The following is a 16,904-nucleotide window of genomic DNA, read 5'->3' as shown; positions in this document are numbered from 1 at the left end:
AGCGGTCCTCCCGTGGGGCGACCGTCGGAGAGCGGCGCTGCGATCAGGCGTTGTCGGCGTTGCCGGGGTGGATCGGTACCGCGTGAAAGTCGTCGCTACGGGCGCGGCGCGGTGCCACGTGCGAGCCCGCTCCAACCCGGACACGCACCACCCGCCGACCATCCCCAGCACCAGTCCGGATCACCACCCGCGCAGACACCCCACCCCCGCTCACGCCGCGTACAGCCGGCACGCGACACCCCCCGCGATCAGCTGCGGCTCCTCCCGGTCGCAGCCGTCGAAGGCCTGCGGGCAACGCGGATGGAAGCGGCAGCCGCTCGGCGGGGCGGCGGGGTCGGGGACATCGCCGGGGAGTTCGGCCGGCAGCACGCCCGCACCGTCCGGCTTCGGTACGGCGGCCAGCAGCGCTCGGGTGTACGGGTGGCGCGGGTCGGCCCAGACCTCGGCGGTGGGGCCGGTCTCCACGATCCGGCCGAGGTACATCACGGCGATCCGGTCCGCGATCAGCCGTACGACGGACAGGTCGTGGCTGATGAACAGCAGCCCTGCGCCCGATTCGACGGCCAACGACCGCATCAGCGTGGCCACTTGGAGCTGAGCGGAGGCGTCCAGCGCGGAGATCGGTTCGTCGCCGACCAGCAGCCGGGGTCGGGCGGCGAGTGCGCGGGCGATGGCGATGCGCTGGCGTTGGCCTCCGGAGAACTCCTGGGGATAACGGCCGGCGGCGCTCGCCGGCAGGCCGACCCGGGTCAACAGGTCCTCCGGGGTGGTGAGTTCGGCCGCCGCCTCGCCCCGCCCGGCCGCCGTACGGATGCCGTCGGCGATCTGTGAACCCACCCGGCGCCGGGGATTGAGGGAGCCGTACGGGTCCTGGAAGACCATCTGGATGCCGGTCAGGGCCAGTTCGCGGCGGCGCACCCGCAACGGGCGTACCGATGTGCCGTCGTAGGTGATCCGGCCTTCCGCGGGTGCGGTGAGGCCGCAGACCGCGCGAGCCAGCGTCGACTTGCCGCAGCCCGACTCGCCTACCAGGCCCACGACTTCGCCCGCCCGCACCTGAAGGCTGACCCCGGCGACGGCCCGGGTGGGAGGTGCGCCCGGCCGGTGGTACTGGACCACGAGATCGTCGACCGAGAGGAGAGGGGCCGTCGGGTCGGGGGTCATACGGTGCTCCTTCCGGGGAGCGCGTCCAGGAGCTGGCGGGTGTACTCGTGCTGTGGCTCGGTGAGGACCCGGCCGCGCGGACCCGTCTCGACGACCAGGCCGTGGCGCATCACGCTCACCTCGTCGGCGATCGCGGACATCACGCCGAGGTCGTGGGTGACCAGCAGAACGGCGAGGCCGAGGTCGTCGCAGAGACCGCGCAACAGTCTCAACACGCCTGCCTGCACGGTCACATCGAGCGCGGTCGTCGGTTCGTCGGCGATGAGGATCTTCGGTTCGCAGGCCAGCGCGATGGCGATGGCGATCCGCTGGCGCATGCCGCCGGAGAACTGGTGCGGGTAACGGCCCAGCGCCTCGCGGGGGTTGGGGATGCGGACCTGTGCCAGCAGGTCGGCGGCCCGCTCCTTCGCGGCCTTGCGGTTGAGCTTCAGGTGGTGGCGCAGGTGGTCGGTGAGCTGGTGGCCGATGCTGAGCATGGGGTGCAGGCTGGTGGACGGGTCCTGAAAGACCATGCTCACCGACTGCCCACGCAGCGCGGCCAGTTGACGGGCCGGCAGGGTCAGCAGGTCGGTGCCCTCGAACTCGATCCGCCCGCCGGTCCGCGCGCCCGGCGGCAGCAGACCGAGCACGGCAAGACCGGTCATGGTCTTGCCCGAACCGCTCTCCCCCGCGAGCCCGTGGATACGGCCGGGCTGGAGCGCGAGGTCGACGCCGCCGAGGATGCGGGCGCCGCCCAGGTCGAGCGTGAGGCCGCTGATCCTCAGGACGTCCACGGAGTCGCCGTCGGTCATGCCACACGCTCCTTCTCCGCGCCGATCGTGCGGGCGGTACCGGGGTCGAGGGCGTCCCGGAGTGTGTCGCCGAGGAAGTTGAAGGCGAGGACGACGGTGAGGATGGCCAGGCCCGGGAAGACCCCGATCCACCACTTGTCGAACTGCTGCGTGCCGTCCGCCACCATCGCGCCCCACTCGGCCGTCGGCGGTTTCGCGCCGAGCCCGAGGAAGGACAGCCCGGACAGCAGCAGCGTCGCGGTGCCGATGTCGAGGGTGGCCAGGACGAGGAGTGGGCCGAGCACGTTGGGCAGGATGTCGACGCGCAGCGAGCGCCAGGCGGAGAAGCCCAACAGCCGTCCGCTGAGCACGAATTCACGGTTCCGCAGGCCCATCACCAGACCCCGGGTGACGCGGGCGTACGACGGCCAGGAGACGACCAGGACGGCCAGTACCGCGTTCTGCAGGCTGGCGCCGAGCGCGGCGGCGACGACCATCGCCAGGATGACGGTGGGGAAGGCGAACACCAGGTCCGCGATCCGCATCACGGTCTCGTCCACCCACCGCCCGAAGAACCCGGCGCAGGCCCCGAGCACTCCGCCGACCAGCAGCGACATGGCCACCAGCAGGAGCGCGAGCGGGATGGAGACCCGGGCGCCGTACAGCACCCGGCTCAGCACGTCCCGGCCCAGCTCGTCCGTGCCGAACCAGTGTCCGGCGCCGGGGGCGGCCAGTCGGGGCAGGTTCTGCGCGAGGGGGTCGTGCGGGGCCAGCAGCGGGGCGGCGACCACGATCAGCAGCCAGAACACCGCGACCAGACCGCCCGTCACCGCGAGCGGGCGACGCCAGGCGGGCGGCAGCCGTCGTAGGAGACCGCGTTTCACCGCGCCCTCAGGGCTCCGCTCAGGACTGCGTTTCACTGGACCCTCACCCTCGGGTCGATCACGCCGTACAGGACGTCCACGGCGAGGTTGACGGTCAGGTACACCAGGCCGACGACCAGGCCGACGCCCATCACGGCGGGGAGGTCGAGGGTGGTCGCGCTGCGGTAGGCGTAGGCGCCGAGGCCCGGCCAGGCGAAGATCGACTCGACCAGGACGGTGCCGGAGAGGAGGGCGCCGAAGGCGAGTCCGGCGACCGTGATGACGGGGACGAGGGCCGCGCGGAGGATGTACTGGAAGAGGACCGTGCGGGCGGGGAGTCCCTTGGCGCGGGCCGCACGGACGTAGTCCTGGTTGAGGACCTCCAGGACGGCGGAGCGGGTGAAGCGGGTGAGCAGGCCGACGGTGTAGGCCGTCAACACCAGCGCGGGGAGGGCGAGATGGCTCACCGCGCTCCAGAACACCGGCCACTGGCCCGCGAGTGCCGCGTCGATCGTATAGAGGCCCGTGACGTGTGGCGGGGCTGTCATGCCGGGGTCCAGGCGGCCGCTGCCGGGGGCCCAGCCGAGGCGGTAGAAGAAGACGTAGAAGGCGAGCAGTGCCAGCCAGAAGGTGGGGACCGAGACCCCCAACAGGCTGACCACGCGGAGGAGTTGGTCGGTCAAGCGGTCTCGGCGCAGGGCCGCCACGACGCCAAAGGCCACGCCCAGGATCAGGGAGACGACGATCGCGGCGCCGGCGAGTTCGAGGGTGGCGGGGACGGCCGTCGACAGGTCGGTGAGGACGGACTGGTGGCTCTGCTGGGACTCGCCGAGGTCGCCGTGGAGGAGGTTGCCGAGGTAGGTGACGTACTGGACCGGCAGCGGCTTGTCGAGGCCGTAGTGGTGGCGGAACTGGGCGACGATCGCCGGGTCGCCGATCGCCCGCTGGCCGAGGTTCGCCGCCGCCGGGTCGCCCGGGACCAGGTTGGTGAGGATGAACGTCACCAGGGTCACGCCGAGGGCGAGCAGGACGGCGGTGGCGGTACGGCGGAGGAGGAAACGGGCGAGGGGGTGGCGGGCGAGGAGACGACGGGGGCGGAGGACTGTCGGGGGGCCGGTGCGAAGGCCGTCGCCGCCGCCCGAGCCCGCGCCGCCGGCGTCCTTGGTGCCCGCCCCCTCGCCGCCCGTCCCCTTACTTCGTGCCCAGCGCGGCGACATCGATCGTCCATACGGGGTTGTAGGCGACGCCGGTCACGGACGCGGCGGAGACGGTGTTGCGGCTCGGCTGCATCAGGGGGATGAAGGGGCCGGAGGCGTTCATGCGGGTCTGGATCTGCTCGTACAGGGTCTTGCGGGTGTCGTCGCCGATCGTCGTCGCCGCCTTGTCGCCGAGGGCGGTGAGAGTGGGGTCGGCGCCGGCCTTCCAGCCCGCGCGGAGGCCGACGAGGTCGCCGGGGAGGAAGGTCAGGTAGTCGCTCGGGTCCGGGTAGTCCGGGCCCCAGTACCAGAGGCCCAACTGCTCTTTGCCGTTGCGGTAGTTGTCGAGTTCGGTGGTGGTCGGCGCGGGGGCGAGCGTGACGGTGATGCCGACCTCCTTCAGCTGGGCCTGGACCCGTTCGGCGAGGGTCTGGAGGGACAGTCCGTCGACGGTCAGGTCGCTGGCGTAGCCGAGGGTCACGGAGGGCTTGGCGATACCGCTCGCCTTGAGCGCGGCCTTCGCCCCGGCCAGGTCGCGGCCCGCGGCGTCGGAGGCGGGCAGTGCGCCGAGGAAGGTCGACGGGATGATCCCGGCGGGCTGGACGGAGCCGGTGCCGGCGAGCGACAGCAGGCTCTTGTAGTCGATGCCCTTGCGCACCGCCTCGGCGAACTTGGCGTTGGCCGTCGTACCGCTGACCTTGGTGTTCCGGTTGAGCAGCAGGAAGATCACGTCCGAGGACGCGCCGCTGTCCACCTTGAGCCCGCCGCCGAGCCCGCTGACCTGGTCGGAGGTGAGGTCGAGGGCGATCTGGCTGTCACCGCGCTGGACGTTGAGCTTCTGGGTGGGGGCCTGGACGTTGCGCAACACGATCTTGTCGTAGGTGGGCTTGTCCGAGCCGGTGTACTTGGGGTTCTTGGTCAGCACGACCTGGGTGTTCGTGTTGAACGAGGTGAGGGTGTACGGGCCGGAGCCCGCCGACGTGGTGTTGAGGTACTTCTCCGCCGCGTCCGTCGCGGTCGCCGAGCCGCCGTGGGCCTGGACCGTCTTCGCGCTCAGGATGCCGAGCGCGGGGTTGGGGAGGATGAAGGGCAGCGCCGGGTTCGCCTTCTTCGACACCAGGGTGACGGTGGAGGCGCCGGTCTTGGTGACCGTGACTCCGTCGAGCAGGAACGACGGGTTGCCCTTCAGCGCGATCACCCGGTTCAGCGAGAAGACGACGTCGTCGGCGGTGACCGCGCTGCCGTCCGCGAACCTCGCGCCCGCACGCAGGTGGAGCGTGAGCGTCTTTCCGTCCTTGGACTGCTCGTACGAGGAGGCGAGGCCCGGCACCGGCTTGGTGACGTCGGAGCCCTTGAAGGACAGCAGCGTCTCGTACAGCGCCTTGTCCACGATCTGCCCGGTCGGCTCGAACTCGCGGCCCGGGTCGGCGGTCTTCAGGTTGAACGACGTGTCGACGACCAGGGTCTTGCCGGCCGAGGAGCCGGTGGCGCCCGTACCGCCGGAGCAGGCGCTCAGGGCGAGCGCCGCGACCGCGACGAGAGGGAGTGCCACCGGGTACGACCCGGCAGTGAATCTGGGCATGCGTGCCTCCGTGAGCAGGGCGGAGCGTGGCGGAGCGGAAGAAGGCCGTGCGGGACCGGGCGTGCGGGTGCGGGCGGATGCCGGGAGGGGACCTGGACGATTCGCCGTTAGGGTTGGCTGAAACTAACCAGGACTCTCGGCGGACGGGACCAGCACGAGACGTAATGCAACGGAGAGGCGCGAACATGGAAGATCTGTCGACCCCGGAGACCCCGGGCTCGCGCCGTTCTGGACGGATCGGCATCGGTCTTGCCCTGGATTCGGTGCATTTCAAGATCCTCGACGTGCTCCGTACACAGGGCCGCATCTCCGTCGCGGCCCTCGCGGAGCGCGTCGGCGTCTCCCGCGCGAACGCCTACACCCGCCTCGAAGCCCTCCGCGCCGACGGCGTGATCAACGGCTTCAGCGCCCGCGTCGACCACAACCGGGTCGGGCTGGAGATCTGCGCCCTGATCTTCGTCACGGTCCGCCAGGAGCTGTGGAAGCAGTTCCGCACCGCGCTCGCCCAGATGCCGGAGGTGGAGTACTGCGCCGTCACCACCGGCGAGCACGATGCCATGATCCAGATCCGGGTGGCCGACGTCACCGCCGTGCACCGTCTGGTCACCGACCGCCTCTCCACCATCCCCGCGGTCCGCGCCACCGAGACCGTGATCATCCTCGACGAGGTGCTCCGCCGCCCTTACGTCCTGCCGACCACGCCCCGCTCCGCCGAATCGGCGACCGGCAACCCCCAAGACGCCCCCGGGACAAGCCAGTTCGGGATGACCCGGTTCATCCGGGCGGCGGAGGGCCGGGCCGATCTGCAGCGGGCTTCCGAGCCGGAGGACTGACAGGGGCCGCTCTCCGTTTCCCGTGGGGGATGCGGGCGGCGCGGCGCGAGCGGGTGGGCGCGACAGCCGGTCAGCCCCCCGGCGTCACCAGACCCGACTCGTACGCGATGACGACCGCCTGGGCGCGGCTGGCCAGGTCGAGCTTGGTCATGGTGCGGTTGAGGTGGGTCTTGACGGTGGCCTGGCTGATGAAGAGACGGTCGGCGATCTCCGGGTTGGACAGGCCGCGGGCGGTCAGTTTGAGCACCTCGACCTCGCGTGAGGTCAGGATGCCCAGGTCGCGCGGCGGGCACACGTGGGCACTCCCGTGCTGGCGGGCGAAGGCCTCGACCAGGCGGCGGGTGACGCTGGGCGCGAAGAGGGAGTCGCCGCCGTCGACGGCGGCCACCGCGGCGAGCAGCCGCTCGGGACCGGAGTCCTTCAGCAGGAAGCCGCAGGCTCCGGCCCGCAGGGCCGCGTACACGTACTCGTCGAAGTCGAACGTGGTCAGGATCAGGACGCGGGGCGGCCGGTCGGGGGCCTGGGCGAGGATGAGTTCAGTGGCCTCGATGCCGTTCACGCCGGGCATCCGGACGTCCATGAGGATCACGTCGGGCCGGGTGAGGGCGGCCAGCCGTACGGCCTCCGCGCCGTCCGCCGCCTCTCCGGCCACCTCGAACCCGGGCGCGGCGTCCAACAGGCCCACCAGACCGGCACGGATGAGGAATTGGTCGTCCACAACGAGCACTCTCGTCATCTCGAATCGTCGTCCCCCCGCCGAGCGAACGGTGCCGTGGTCGGCAGCACCAGCTCGACCACGAAGCCTCCCCCGGCGTGCGGGCCGAGGCTGATGGTCCCGCCGTAGAGCTTGGCGCGCTCCCGCATGCCAATCAACCCGTGTCCGGCGTCAGTCGGGACTCTGCCCTGAATCACCCCCTCTCCGTCGTCCGTGACGGAGACGGCCAACTCGCTCCGCCCGTACCGCAGTTCCACGTGCGCGTGGGCTTGCCCGGCATGCTTGAGGACGTTGGTCAGCGCCTCCTGGACGACCCGGAACGCGCAGAGTTCGACGCCGGGGGCGAGCGGGCGCGGCGTGCCCTCGACGGCCAGATCGACGCTCACGCCGGCGGCGCGGACGCGGTCGACCAGTTCCCCCAGCCGGGCCAGGGTCGGGATCGGAGCCCCCTCGGGCAACTGCGGATCCTCCTCGCGCAGCACCCGGAGCATGCGCCTGAGCTCCCCCAGCGCCTCGCCACTGGCGTCCGCGATGGTGCCCAACGCGCCCCGGGTCTTCTCGGGATCGGAGTCGAGGACGAACCGGGCCAGGCCCGCCTGCACCGAGATCACCGACATGTGGTGGGCGACCACATCGTGCAGCTCACGGGCCATCCGTCCACGTTCCTCGGCGACCACTCGACGGGCCCGCTCGGCCTGCATGTCGCGCAGTCTGCGGCTGAGTTCGGCGGAGCGGCGGCTCAGCATGCCGAACCAGACCACCACCGAGCTGTACACCACCGCCTGGCCCAGGTTGAGCACCATCGGGGCGTGCTCGACCACTCCGGCGTACGCCCAGACCGCGCCCTTCACCGCGGCACAGGCGACGGCGATCCGCGTCGACCGGTGCGCCGCCACCGTGTACAGGGCGACCATGGCGCCGAGGACGCAGGCCACGGGCCAGTACCCGAACGACACGTACACGGCCGAGGCGACCTGCCCGACCACGAACACACCGACCGGCCATCTGCCGCGCAGGGCGACCGACAGATTCACGACGCCGATCAGCACAAGGGCAAGTACGTCGGGTTCCGGCCAGCCCTCCGCCGCCCGCGACACCTCCGTCAGCAGCACGGACACCGCGGTCAGGGCGAGCGCGATCAGCGAGTCGACGACAAGCGGTCGGGGCGTCCTCGGGCGCATCGCCGTAGCCTAGCCACGACCTACTGACGGAACGTCAACTTTCGCCAATACCACGGTAGTTGTACGACTCTTCGGCTACCGCGTGGGGTGCGGCGGGAGTTCCAACCACTGCGGGACGCGTGGGGTGGGGGGCTGCTCCTACGGTCGGGGCACCGACCATCCTCTTGAGAAGGAGCGGAAATGCGCGGGTCATTCTTCTGGCGCGCTTTGACCCTGGCGGTCGTCATGGTTGCCGGAGCGGCAGTTTTCGTCGCACCTACCGCCACGGCGGCTCCCCGGCCGACCGTGGCCGCCGCCGCAACCGAGCAGGTCTACCTGGAAAACGACGTTCCCGGCCCCAAGTGCCTCGACCAGGACTACAGCGGCAACGTCGAGCACCGCGAAGTCCTCGCCTGGACCTGCACCTTCGGCTACAACGAGCTGTGGTTGGTGACGCCCAGCAGCAAGGGTGGCTCGATCATCGTCAACTACCTGAGTGATGAGTGCCTCGACCAGGACTACAGCGACAACGTCGAGCACAGCGATGTCATCGCCTACACCTGCGACTGGACCGAGAACAGCCCCAACCAGAGGTGGTACTTCAACTCGAACAAGACGATCACGAACGCCCTGAGCGGCAAGTGCCTGGACGAGGACTTCAGCGGAGGCGTCGCGCACAGCGACCTGCTGGCCTGGACGTGCGCCAGTTCTCCGGGCGCCAACGAGAGGTGGTCGAAGCACTACTGACCGGACACCCCTGACAGCAGACCCTCGCGAGAAGCTCCCCGCCGCCCCTCCGGCCGCGGGGAGTCCGCCACGCACAGAGGACCTACGACCAGGCACCCCAAGGCCCCATTGACATGCCCACGCCCGCCTGCTGGACTAGACCAACTCTGCCGGACGGCCTGATCACGGGCGCCGCCATCGCACCACCGACTCCACCACCGGCACCCCACCCGATCAGGCCCTGCCCAGAGCGCTCCTGACCAGAACGCTCGAAACAGGACCGCCGGACCGCCGAGCGCGGTCCCGCGGAGGGGAGACCGCATGCGCGCAGGCGCACATCGCTACCGCTTGGCCAGCGCCCTGACCGTCACATTACTCAGCGCGGCCATGTCCGTCGCCGGTTCACCGGCACACGCGGATCAGCACACCGAACAGAGCCGGCCCGACCGGATCGCCCAACAGATCACCGACGGGCTCCAGTTGGCACACATGGGCGCGGCCAGCCCGGGTGGGCTGAACTTCGATCCGTCGCTCGCCCTGTTGCCGGCCGAGGCCCGGGGGAAGGTCAACTTCCTTCAGGCCGACGTGGATCGGGGAGCCCGCAGCAAACTCCGGGCCGCGCGGCGGGACTTGACCGGGCTCGCGGCCGCGACGCCGTACGCCGAGAAGGAAGCCGCGGGCACGCTCGGCGCCAACGACACGGTGCCGACCGCCGAACGGATCACCGGTTTCGGCACCGGTGCCCGCCAGAACTCCGCGGTCGCCATCTCCGGGGATCTCGCCGACGACCCCAACATCCCTACGCTGCCTGCCGGTTCGGAGGACAACGGGTCCATCCCGCTGGCCGTCGACACCGGTGTGGCCGGTGCGCGGCAGTCCGTCAGGACCTCCGGCGTCATCGGTGACGGACCGCACGGCAGCGCCGGTGACGGTCACGGGGACTTCGACTTCTACAAGGTCTCCGGAGTGCCGAGCGGCGTGGTTCTCACGGTGGACGTGGGCGCCCAGGGCGACTTCAACGCGATCGCGCGGCTCTACGACGCGAACGGCGGCACGGTGTTCTGGGCCGACGACCCGTCGAGTGGAAACGTTTCCGTGAGCCTGGCGCTGCCCACCACCGGGGACTACTACCTCATGGTGGCCGGGTCCGGCCCCAACATCGGCTCGCCCACCGACCCGAACGACCCCGCCAGTGGCGCCGGTTCGGGCTCCGAGGGCGCGTACAGCCTCAAGCTCTCCACCGAGCAGGGCGGGGACCAGGACGTCTACGGCGTCGACCTGAAGGCCGGAGACGTCGTCGGGGCGACGGTCACCGGCAGCGCACACCATCTGTCCTTCTACGACGCCGCCGGCACGGAGCTCATGGGCTCGGCCCTCGACGCGAGCGGGAGTTACGCCCCGGCGTCGCCACTGCCCGGCGGGGGCAACGCCACGGTCGACCTCGTGGCACCGCGCGCCGGCCGGTACTACCTGGCCGTGAGCAGCGGCGTCGGCGCCTACCGTGCCGAGCTGGAGGCGTACCGCCCCGGAACCGAGGCGGAGCGCAGAGGCACGGTCCAGACGCTGTTCCTCGACTTCGACGGCGCTCGTGTCAACACGTCGATCTTCGGCTCCGGCGGAGCGCAGCACGACCTGTCGCCGCTGTCCGCGTTCCTGCCCGGCTGGGGGCTCAGCCCAGCCGACGAGAACAAGGTGATCGACGCCGTCGTGGCCTCGGTGAAGGAGAACATCGCCACCGACCTCGCCAAGAAGGGCACCGACCCGCACTTCGCCGTCCGGATCCTCAACAGCCGTGACAATCCCGACCCGTTCGGGCAGCCCGACGTCAGCCGGGTCGTCGTCGGCGGCACCATCGCCGAGTCCGGCATCCCGACCATCGGCATCTCGTCCTCGATCGACCCCGGCAACTACGGCCACGAGGACACCGCACTCGTCCTGCTCGACCTGCTGAGCGCGGCCGCGCCGAACCCGAACTCGCTCAACACCTATCTGGGGCCGCAGAGCGACAAGATCGGCTTCATCGGCCGGGGACTCGGCAACATCATCACGCACGAGATAGGGCACTACTCGGGCAACTGGCACACCGACCAGTTCGACGACACCGCGAACCTGATGGACCAGGGCGGCAACATCGCCCAGATCCTGGGCGTCGGGGCGGACGGGACCGGCGGTACGGCGGACGACGTGGACGTCGACTTCACCACCGACTCGTACACTCCGCAGGAGCCGTTCACCGGTTCCGAGGACACCCTGAACACGACCGCCTGGGCATACAGCCGCGGGCTCGGCTGAACACCCGCGTGAAGGCCTCCTCGCCCGCCCTCCCGTGGGCGGGCGGGGAGGCCGCGCCGGGTCGGGCCCGGGGCATTGTCAGTGGTGGCAGGCAGGATGAGAGTCATGACAACTCCTGCAGCTGTGATCGTGGATGCCGCCGCCTACGCGCAGGCGGTCGAGGACGCGGTGAAGGCGTCGGCCGCCTATTACGCCGCCGGTACCTCCGCGCTGGACGACGACTCCTACGACCGGCTGGTGCGCGGCATCGCCGCGTGGGAGGCCGACAATCCCGACCAGGTGCTGCCCGACTCCCCCACCGGGAAGGTGGCCGGTGGCGCGGTCGAGGGCGATGTCCCGCACACGGTGGCGATGCTGAGCCTGGACAACGTGTTCTCCCCGGAGGAGTTCACCACCTGGACCGCGTCGGTGGCACGAAGAATCGACCACGAGGTCACGCGGTTCAGCGTGGAGCCCAAGCTGGACGGCCTGGCGATCGCGGCCCGCTACACACGCGGCAGACTCACCCGGCTCATCACCCGCGGCGACGGCACTGCCGGGGAGGACGTCACCCACGCGATCGGCACCATCGAGGGCCTGCCGCAGGAGCTGGCCGAGCCGGTCACCGTCGAGGTGCGCGGCGAAGTCCTCATGACCACAGCGCAGTTCGAGCACGGCAACGAGGTCCGCACCGCGCACGGCGGCCAGCCGTTCGCCAACCCGCGCGGCGCCTCCGCGGGCACACTGCGCGCCAAGGAGCGCGCCTATACCGTGCCGATGACCTTCTTCGGCTACGGCCTGCTGCCCCTCCCGGACACCGAGGCCGACCTCGCGGCCCGGCTGCCCGAGCTCGCGCACAGCGACCTCATGGCCCAGGCCGCCGCCTACGGGGTCAACACCACGGCCACCACCGACGTGCCCGGAATCACGGCCGACACGGTCGAGGAGGTGCTGGCCCGGGTGCAGGAGATCGCCGCGCTGCGGGCCCAACTGCCGTTCGGGATCGACGGGATCGTCATCAAGGCCGACCTCGCCGCCGACCAGCAGGCCGCCGGGTCGGGCACGCGGGCCCCGCGCTGGGCGATCGCCTACAAGCTGCCCGCCGTGGAGAAGATCACCCGGCTGCTGGAGGTCGAGTGGAACGTGGGCCGCACCGGCATCATCGCCCCGCGCGCGGTCCTGGAGCCGGTCGAGATCGACGGCGCGACCATCACCTACGCCACGCTCCACAACCCCGGTGACATCACCCGTCGCGACCTCCGCCTGGGCGACCACGTCATGGTCCACCGCGCCGGTGACGTGATCCCCCGCATCGAGGCCCCGGTCGCGCATCTGCGCACGGGCGAGGAACAGCCCATCGTGTTCCCCGAGGTGTGCCCGCGCTGCGGCTCCGGCATCGACACCAGCGAACTGCGCTGGCGCTGCGAACAGGGCCGCAACTGCCACCTGGTCGCCGCCCTCTCCTACGCCACGGGCCGCGACCAGCTCGACATCGAGGGCCTGGGCCACACCCGCGTCGTCCAGCTCGTCGACGCCGGCCTGGTCGCCGACCTCGCCGATCTGTTCGCCCTCACGCGCGAGCAACTCCTGGGCCTGGAGCGGATGGGCGAGACCAGCACCGACAACCTCCTCGCCGCGCTCACCACGGCCAAGGGGCAGCCGCTGTCCCGGGTGTTGTGCGCGCTCGGGGTGCGCGGCACCGGCCGCTCCATGTCCCGCCGTATCGCCCGCTACTTCGCGACCATGGACGAGATCCGTGCCGCCGACGCGGAGGCGATGCAGCGGGTCGACGGCATCGGCACGGAGAAAGCCCCGTCGATCGTGGCCGAGCTGGCCGAACTCGCCCCGCTCATCGACAAACTGGTCGCCGCCGGCGTCAACATGACGGAGCCGGGCGCGACCCCGCCCGCGCCCACGACGGATGAAGCCGACGGCGAAGGCGCCGCGGCCACAGCCGACGACGGGCCGCTGGCCGGGATGACGGTGGTCGTCACCGGCTCGATGACCGGCCCCTTGGAGAAGCTCAGCCGCAACCAGATGAACGAACTCGTCGAGCGCGCCGGCGGCCGTTCCTCCTCCAGCGTCTCCAAGAAGACCACCCTGGTCGTGGCCGGCGAGAACGCGGGATCGAAGCGGGCCAAGGCCGAAACCCTGGGTATCCGCCTCGCGACCCCGGACGAGTTCGCGACCCTGATCGCCGACTACCTCAACTGAAACCTGCCGCACGGGGTGTTCCGCAGCTCACAGTCCCCGGCGGGACATGAGCGGGAACAACTGAGCCAGGTCGTCCGTTCATACGTACGTGGCTGCGGAGGGGACAGTGTCCCCGGGCCTCACCTATAGCCCATGGGGACGATCGTTCGGCTGAAGCCCCATGGAGCCCCTCGCCGAGAGGCGACCGCCCTCCGCACGCCACCACGTACGGCCCCGGCTGGTCTCCCCCGTCCAGCCGGGGCCTCTTTCACTCCCAGGAGCGACCTCACGCACTCCGCGACCGGGGCAGAATGGACGCCACACAGCCGCTGCGGATGGGGAGTTCATGGACACGCGTACGTTCGACGCGCTGACGGAGTCGATGAAGAGCGCGTACGTCGCGGGTCTCAGCGAAGGCGCCGTGCCCCGCCCGGTCATCATGCCGCTGGTGCGCGGCGAGTTGGTCGGCCTGATCTGGCTGCGCCCGGTCAAGTCCGGCGAGGACGCGCTCACGGCGATCGCGTCGCTGTCGAACATCGCCGCGGCGGCGAACGCCGACGAGATCGTGCTCGCCTGGGAGACCCAGGACGTGGCCACCACCTGCGAACTCCCCGCCGACGGCCCGTCCCCCTGCCTCAACATGGTGCACGCCACGAAGGACGGCCACACGCTCCACCAGTTCCCCTACACCGAGGACCCGGCCTCCGCCGAACCCCAGTGGCAGCCGGCCCCGGCTCCCCAGCCCGACGCCAAACTGCTCCCGCCCGTCCAGGCAGCGGTCGACTACGCCTTCACTCCCCTCGAACTGGACCATCCGTCCCCGTTCGGCGTCACGGTCGTCCTGATGGAAGAGGACGGCTACACCTTGCGCCTGACCGAGGCGTTCACCTTCTGAGCCACGCGTCACCGGCGACTCCGACACTCGGCTGATCGTCGATTGCCGTTACAGACGCGACACACTTCCCGGAACAGCGGCTCCTCACACCCGCCCCGGGCCTACGCTGTGCCCGTGACCAGTGTTGACGTCGCCCCCGGACCCGCCGCCGAGAGCGGACCCGAGCCGCGCACCCAGTCCCTGATGCTGACCTTCTTCGGTGCTCATGTGCTGGGGCGGCCCGTCGCCGTGTCGTCGGGCAGCGTGATCGCCGCTCTCGGCAGGGTGGGGAGCACCGAGGAGGCGGTGCGGACCACTCTGAACCGGATGGTCAAGCGCGATCTGCTGGAGCGCCGCCGCCAGGGCCGGAAGACGTACTTCGCGCTGACACCGCACGCCGTACAGGTGCTGACGGACGGCAGGGACCGCGTCTGGCAGACCGGCGCGGTGAACCGGGACTGGGACGGCCGTTGGACGATGGTGGGCTTCTCGCTGCCCGAGGCCTGGAGCCGTGAGCGGCACGATCTGCGCTCCCGTCTGATCTGGGCGGGCTTCGGCCCGTTGCAGAACGGCCTGTGGGTGGCCCCGGCGCCCGTCGACGTCCGCGAGATGGCGGCGGGACTCGGCCTGGAACCGTATCTGCGGGTGTTCCGGGCCGAGGTGGAGTCGCCGACCGACGTCCGTGAGGTGCTGGAGCAGGCCTTCGACGTGCCGGCCATCGGCGCCCGGTACCGCGCGTTCCTGGACCGCTGGGACCGTACCGACCCCCTGCCCGCGGCGACCTCCGGCGACGACCTCGCCGGTCAACTCCTGCTGCACACCGACTGGTTGGATCTCGTACGACGGGATCCGCATCTGCCCGCCGAGCACCTTCCCGGAGACTGGCCCGCCGCACAGGCGGAGACCGTGTTCCGCGGGCTGGCCAGCCGCTGGGAGCGACCGGCTGCGCGAGCGGCCGCACGTCTGCTGGACACCCTGACCCTCGACTGATCCGCGTACGGACCTCCTCGCGTCCGCACCTGGCCCCCGTGCGTCCGCCGCGGATTCGACTGCCTCGATATTGGTCACTCTATTGACGGCCATGAAAAAAGAGCCCTACATTCGCACCGCTCATCCAGTTCGTTCGACCGCCTCGCTCGCTCCACCTCGCACGTCCAGCACGCTCCCCCTCGGTCCCCCTCGACTCGCGGAGCCGCCGTCATGCCCCGACCCCGTTTCTCGACCCTCGCCGCCGCCTGCGCGACCGCCCTCGCGACCGCCCTGATCGGCCCGGCGACCGGCGCCCAGGCCGCCACCGCCGGCCACTACTCCGGCACGCTGGCCGACGGCGCCACCTGGATCGCGGACACGCCCGAGCAGTGGAACGGCACCCTGCTGCTGTTCAGCCACGGCTTCGGACCGACCACCGCCGCCGACGCGCCCTCGCCCGCCGTGAGCCAGGCCCTGCTGGCCGCCGGTTACGCCCTCGCCGGGTCCTCCTACGACCCCAACGGCTCGATGTGGGCGCTCAGTTCGGCCGAGCGGGATCAGTTCGCCGCGCTCACCGCCTTCCGTACGCAGGTCGGCACACCGACCCGGGTCATCTCGGTGGGCCAGTCGATGGGCGGACTCGTGAACGCCCAGATCGCCCGGGACGGCGCGGGCCGCGTCGACGGTGCGCTCGGCCTGTGCGGTCTGGTGGCGGGCGGTGTCGATCTGGACAACTACCAGCTGGACGCCGAGTACACCCTGGCCACGTTCTTCGACCCCGCCGACGCCGACGACCTGGTGAACCTCGACGACCAGGCCGACGGCGCCGCCCTCGCCGCCCGGCTCACGGCGGCCGTAAAAGCGGCGCAGCAGACCCCAGCCGGACGTGCTCGGATCGCCCTGGCCGCCGCCTATCTGAACCTGGCCGACTGGGCTCCGGGCCAACTGCCGCCCGCGCACGGCGACTTCGCGGGCCAGGAGCAGCAGCAGTACGCCTGGCTGGCTCAGGGCCTGCTCTCGTTCGTCATCCCGGCGCGCTGGTCGGTGGAGCAGTCCGCCGGCGGCAACACGTCCTGGAACAAGGGTGTCGACTACGCCGGGCTGTTGCGCAAGTCGGCCCACGTCAAGCAGGTCGAGGCGCTCTACCGTGACGCCGGGCTCGACCTGCGCACCGATCTGAACCGGCTCACCCGCGGTGCGGACATCACCGCCGACCCGGCCGCGGTGGCCCGTCTGAAGCGGACCTCGACCGCCGGACAGGGACTGGCCGTTCCGCTGCTCGACCTCCACACCACCGCCGACCAACTGGTGCCCGTGGAACAGGAGTCGGCGTTCGCCGGGCGGGTGCGCGCGGCCGGAGACTCCCACCTCCTGCGACAGGCCTACGTCGCCCGCCAGAGCCACTGCAACTTCACCACCGCCGAAGTGGTCGCCGGTCTGCACGCCGTGGAACACCGGCTGGACACCCGGCACTGGGACGACGCCACCACGGCCGCCCAACTCCAGCGCAGCGCCGATGAGTTGGGCCTCGACGGCGCCGCCTTCACCGACTACCGGCCGAGCCGTCTGACCGGTACCCGCTGATCCC

Annotated in this window: 14 protein-coding genes; 7 read left to right on the top strand and 7 right to left on the bottom strand. The window is 70.9% G+C overall.

Annotated features, from left to right (window positions below; genetic code table 11):
* Positions 1–210 precede the first annotated feature (210 nt).
* From OG504_RS46280 to OG504_RS46260, 5 genes are read right to left on the bottom strand one after another with little or no spacing between them, the layout of a single operon-like run.
* On the bottom strand, positions 211–1,164 hold the full coding sequence (locus tag OG504_RS46280; RefSeq protein ID WP_405995163.1) for an ABC transporter ATP-binding protein: 954 nt from the start codon (positions 1,162–1,164) through the stop codon (positions 211–213).
* Complete coding sequence (locus OG504_RS46275; RefSeq protein WP_405995162.1) at positions 1,161–1,955, bottom strand: ABC transporter ATP-binding protein; 795 nt, start codon at positions 1,953–1,955, stop codon at positions 1,161–1,163. Before OG504_RS46275 ends, OG504_RS46280 begins: the two co-directional genes overlap by 4 nt.
* Positions 1,952–2,854: an ABC transporter permease gene (locus tag OG504_RS46270; RefSeq protein ID WP_405995161.1), complete on the bottom strand. Its 903-nt coding sequence runs from the start codon at positions 2,852–2,854 to the stop codon at positions 1,952–1,954. Before OG504_RS46270 ends, OG504_RS46275 begins: the two co-directional genes overlap by 4 nt.
* Positions 2,851–4,014 carry an ABC transporter permease gene (locus tag OG504_RS46265; RefSeq protein WP_405995160.1) on the bottom strand — a complete coding sequence of 388 codons (1,164 nt, stop codon included), beginning with the start codon at positions 4,012–4,014 and terminating at the stop codon, positions 2,851–2,853. The genes OG504_RS46270 and OG504_RS46265 overlap by 4 nt, the downstream gene beginning before the upstream one ends.
* Positions 3,989–5,575 carry an ABC transporter substrate-binding protein gene (locus tag OG504_RS46260; protein ID WP_405995159.1) on the bottom strand — a complete coding sequence of 529 codons (1,587 nt, stop codon included), beginning with the start codon at positions 5,573–5,575 and terminating at the stop codon, positions 3,989–3,991. Before OG504_RS46260 ends, OG504_RS46265 begins: the two co-directional genes overlap by 26 nt.
* A gap of 185 nt (positions 5,576–5,760) precedes the next feature.
* Between OG504_RS46260 and OG504_RS46255 the strand changes: the two genes are divergently transcribed.
* On the top strand, positions 5,761–6,408 hold the full coding sequence (locus tag OG504_RS46255; protein ID WP_405995158.1) for an Lrp/AsnC family transcriptional regulator: 648 nt from the start codon (positions 5,761–5,763) through the stop codon (positions 6,406–6,408).
* Positions 6,409–6,478: 70 nt separating this feature from the next.
* Here OG504_RS46255 and OG504_RS46250 read toward each other — a convergent pair whose 3' ends face one another.
* Both OG504_RS46250 and OG504_RS46245 read right to left on the bottom strand, forming a co-directional pair.
* Complete coding sequence (locus OG504_RS46250; RefSeq protein WP_405995157.1) at positions 6,479–7,144, bottom strand: response regulator; 666 nt, start codon at positions 7,142–7,144, stop codon at positions 6,479–6,481.
* Positions 7,141–8,304, bottom strand: coding sequence for a sensor histidine kinase (locus OG504_RS46245; protein WP_405995156.1), 1,164 nt, complete (start codon positions 8,302–8,304; stop codon positions 7,141–7,143). Before OG504_RS46245 ends, OG504_RS46250 begins: the two co-directional genes overlap by 4 nt.
* A 180-nt stretch (positions 8,305–8,484) precedes the next feature.
* Here OG504_RS46245 and OG504_RS46240 point away from each other — a divergent pair, with 180 nt between their 5' ends.
* From OG504_RS46240 to OG504_RS46215, 6 genes are all read left to right on the top strand, one after another.
* Positions 8,485–9,030, top strand: a complete 546-nt coding sequence (locus tag OG504_RS46240; protein ID WP_405995155.1) for an RICIN domain-containing protein — start codon at positions 8,485–8,487, stop codon at positions 9,028–9,030.
* A 300-nt stretch (positions 9,031–9,330) separates the two neighbouring features.
* Complete coding sequence (locus tag OG504_RS46235) at positions 9,331–11,301, top strand: PPC domain-containing protein (RefSeq protein ID WP_405995154.1); 1,971 nt, start codon at positions 9,331–9,333, stop codon at positions 11,299–11,301.
* Between the two features lie 96 nt (positions 11,302–11,397).
* Positions 11,398–13,494, top strand: a complete 2,097-nt coding sequence (gene ligA / locus OG504_RS46230) for an NAD-dependent DNA ligase LigA (RefSeq protein WP_405995153.1) — start codon at positions 11,398–11,400, stop codon at positions 13,492–13,494.
* 325 nt (positions 13,495–13,819) lie between these two features.
* On the top strand, positions 13,820–14,368 hold the full coding sequence (locus tag OG504_RS46225; RefSeq protein ID WP_405995152.1) for a hypothetical protein: 549 nt from the start codon (positions 13,820–13,822) through the stop codon (positions 14,366–14,368).
* A gap of 108 nt (positions 14,369–14,476) precedes the next feature.
* Positions 14,477–15,337, top strand: coding sequence for a PaaX family transcriptional regulator C-terminal domain-containing protein (locus OG504_RS46220; protein ID WP_405995151.1), 861 nt, complete (start codon positions 14,477–14,479; stop codon positions 15,335–15,337).
* A 210-nt stretch (positions 15,338–15,547) separates the two neighbouring features.
* Positions 15,548–16,900 carry an alpha/beta hydrolase gene (locus OG504_RS46215; RefSeq protein WP_405995150.1) on the top strand — a complete coding sequence of 451 codons (1,353 nt, stop codon included), beginning with the start codon at positions 15,548–15,550 and terminating at the stop codon, positions 16,898–16,900.
* The last annotated feature ends 4 nt before the right edge of the window (positions 16,901–16,904 follow it).

Source organism: Streptomyces sp. NBC_00986 (assembly GCF_045162565.1).
Taxonomy (GTDB): Bacteria; Actinomycetota; Actinomycetes; order Streptomycetales; family Streptomycetaceae; genus Streptomyces.
Note: the sequence above shows the minus strand (reverse complement) of the source record. Positions and strands in the feature narration are given on the sequence as shown.

Bases quoted from the DNA above. Each gene is read 5' to 3' on its own strand.
- OG504_RS46250 (WP_405995157.1), bottom strand. From the start codon at position 7,144: ATGACGAGAGTGCTCGTTGTGGACGACCAATTCCTCATCCGTGCCGGT.
- ligA (WP_405995153.1), top strand. From the start codon at position 11,398: ATGAGAGTCATGACAACTCCTGCAGCTGTGATCGTGGATGCCGCCGCC.
- OG504_RS46265 (WP_405995160.1), bottom strand. From the start codon at position 4,014: ATGTCGCCGCGCTGGGCACGAAGTAAGGGGACGGGCGGCGAGGGGGCG.
- OG504_RS46245 (WP_405995156.1), bottom strand. From the start codon at position 8,304: ATGCGCCCGAGGACGCCCCGACCGCTTGTCGTCGACTCGCTGATCGCG.
- OG504_RS46240 (WP_405995155.1), top strand. From the start codon at position 8,485: ATGCGCGGGTCATTCTTCTGGCGCGCTTTGACCCTGGCGGTCGTCATG.
- OG504_RS46235 (WP_405995154.1), top strand. From the start codon at position 9,331: ATGCGCGCAGGCGCACATCGCTACCGCTTGGCCAGCGCCCTGACCGTC.
- OG504_RS46280 (WP_405995163.1), bottom strand. From the start codon at position 1,164: ATGACCCCCGACCCGACGGCCCCTCTCCTCTCGGTCGACGATCTCGTG.
- OG504_RS46215 (WP_405995150.1), top strand. From the start codon at position 15,548: ATGCCCCGACCCCGTTTCTCGACCCTCGCCGCCGCCTGCGCGACCGCC.
- OG504_RS46260 (WP_405995159.1), bottom strand. From the start codon at position 5,575: ATGCCCAGATTCACTGCCGGGTCGTACCCGGTGGCACTCCCTCTCGTC.
- OG504_RS46225 (WP_405995152.1), top strand. From the start codon at position 13,820: ATGGACACGCGTACGTTCGACGCGCTGACGGAGTCGATGAAGAGCGCG.
- OG504_RS46255 (WP_405995158.1), top strand. From the start codon at position 5,761: ATGGAAGATCTGTCGACCCCGGAGACCCCGGGCTCGCGCCGTTCTGGA.
- OG504_RS46275 (WP_405995162.1), bottom strand. From the start codon at position 1,955: ATGACCGACGGCGACTCCGTGGACGTCCTGAGGATCAGCGGCCTCACG.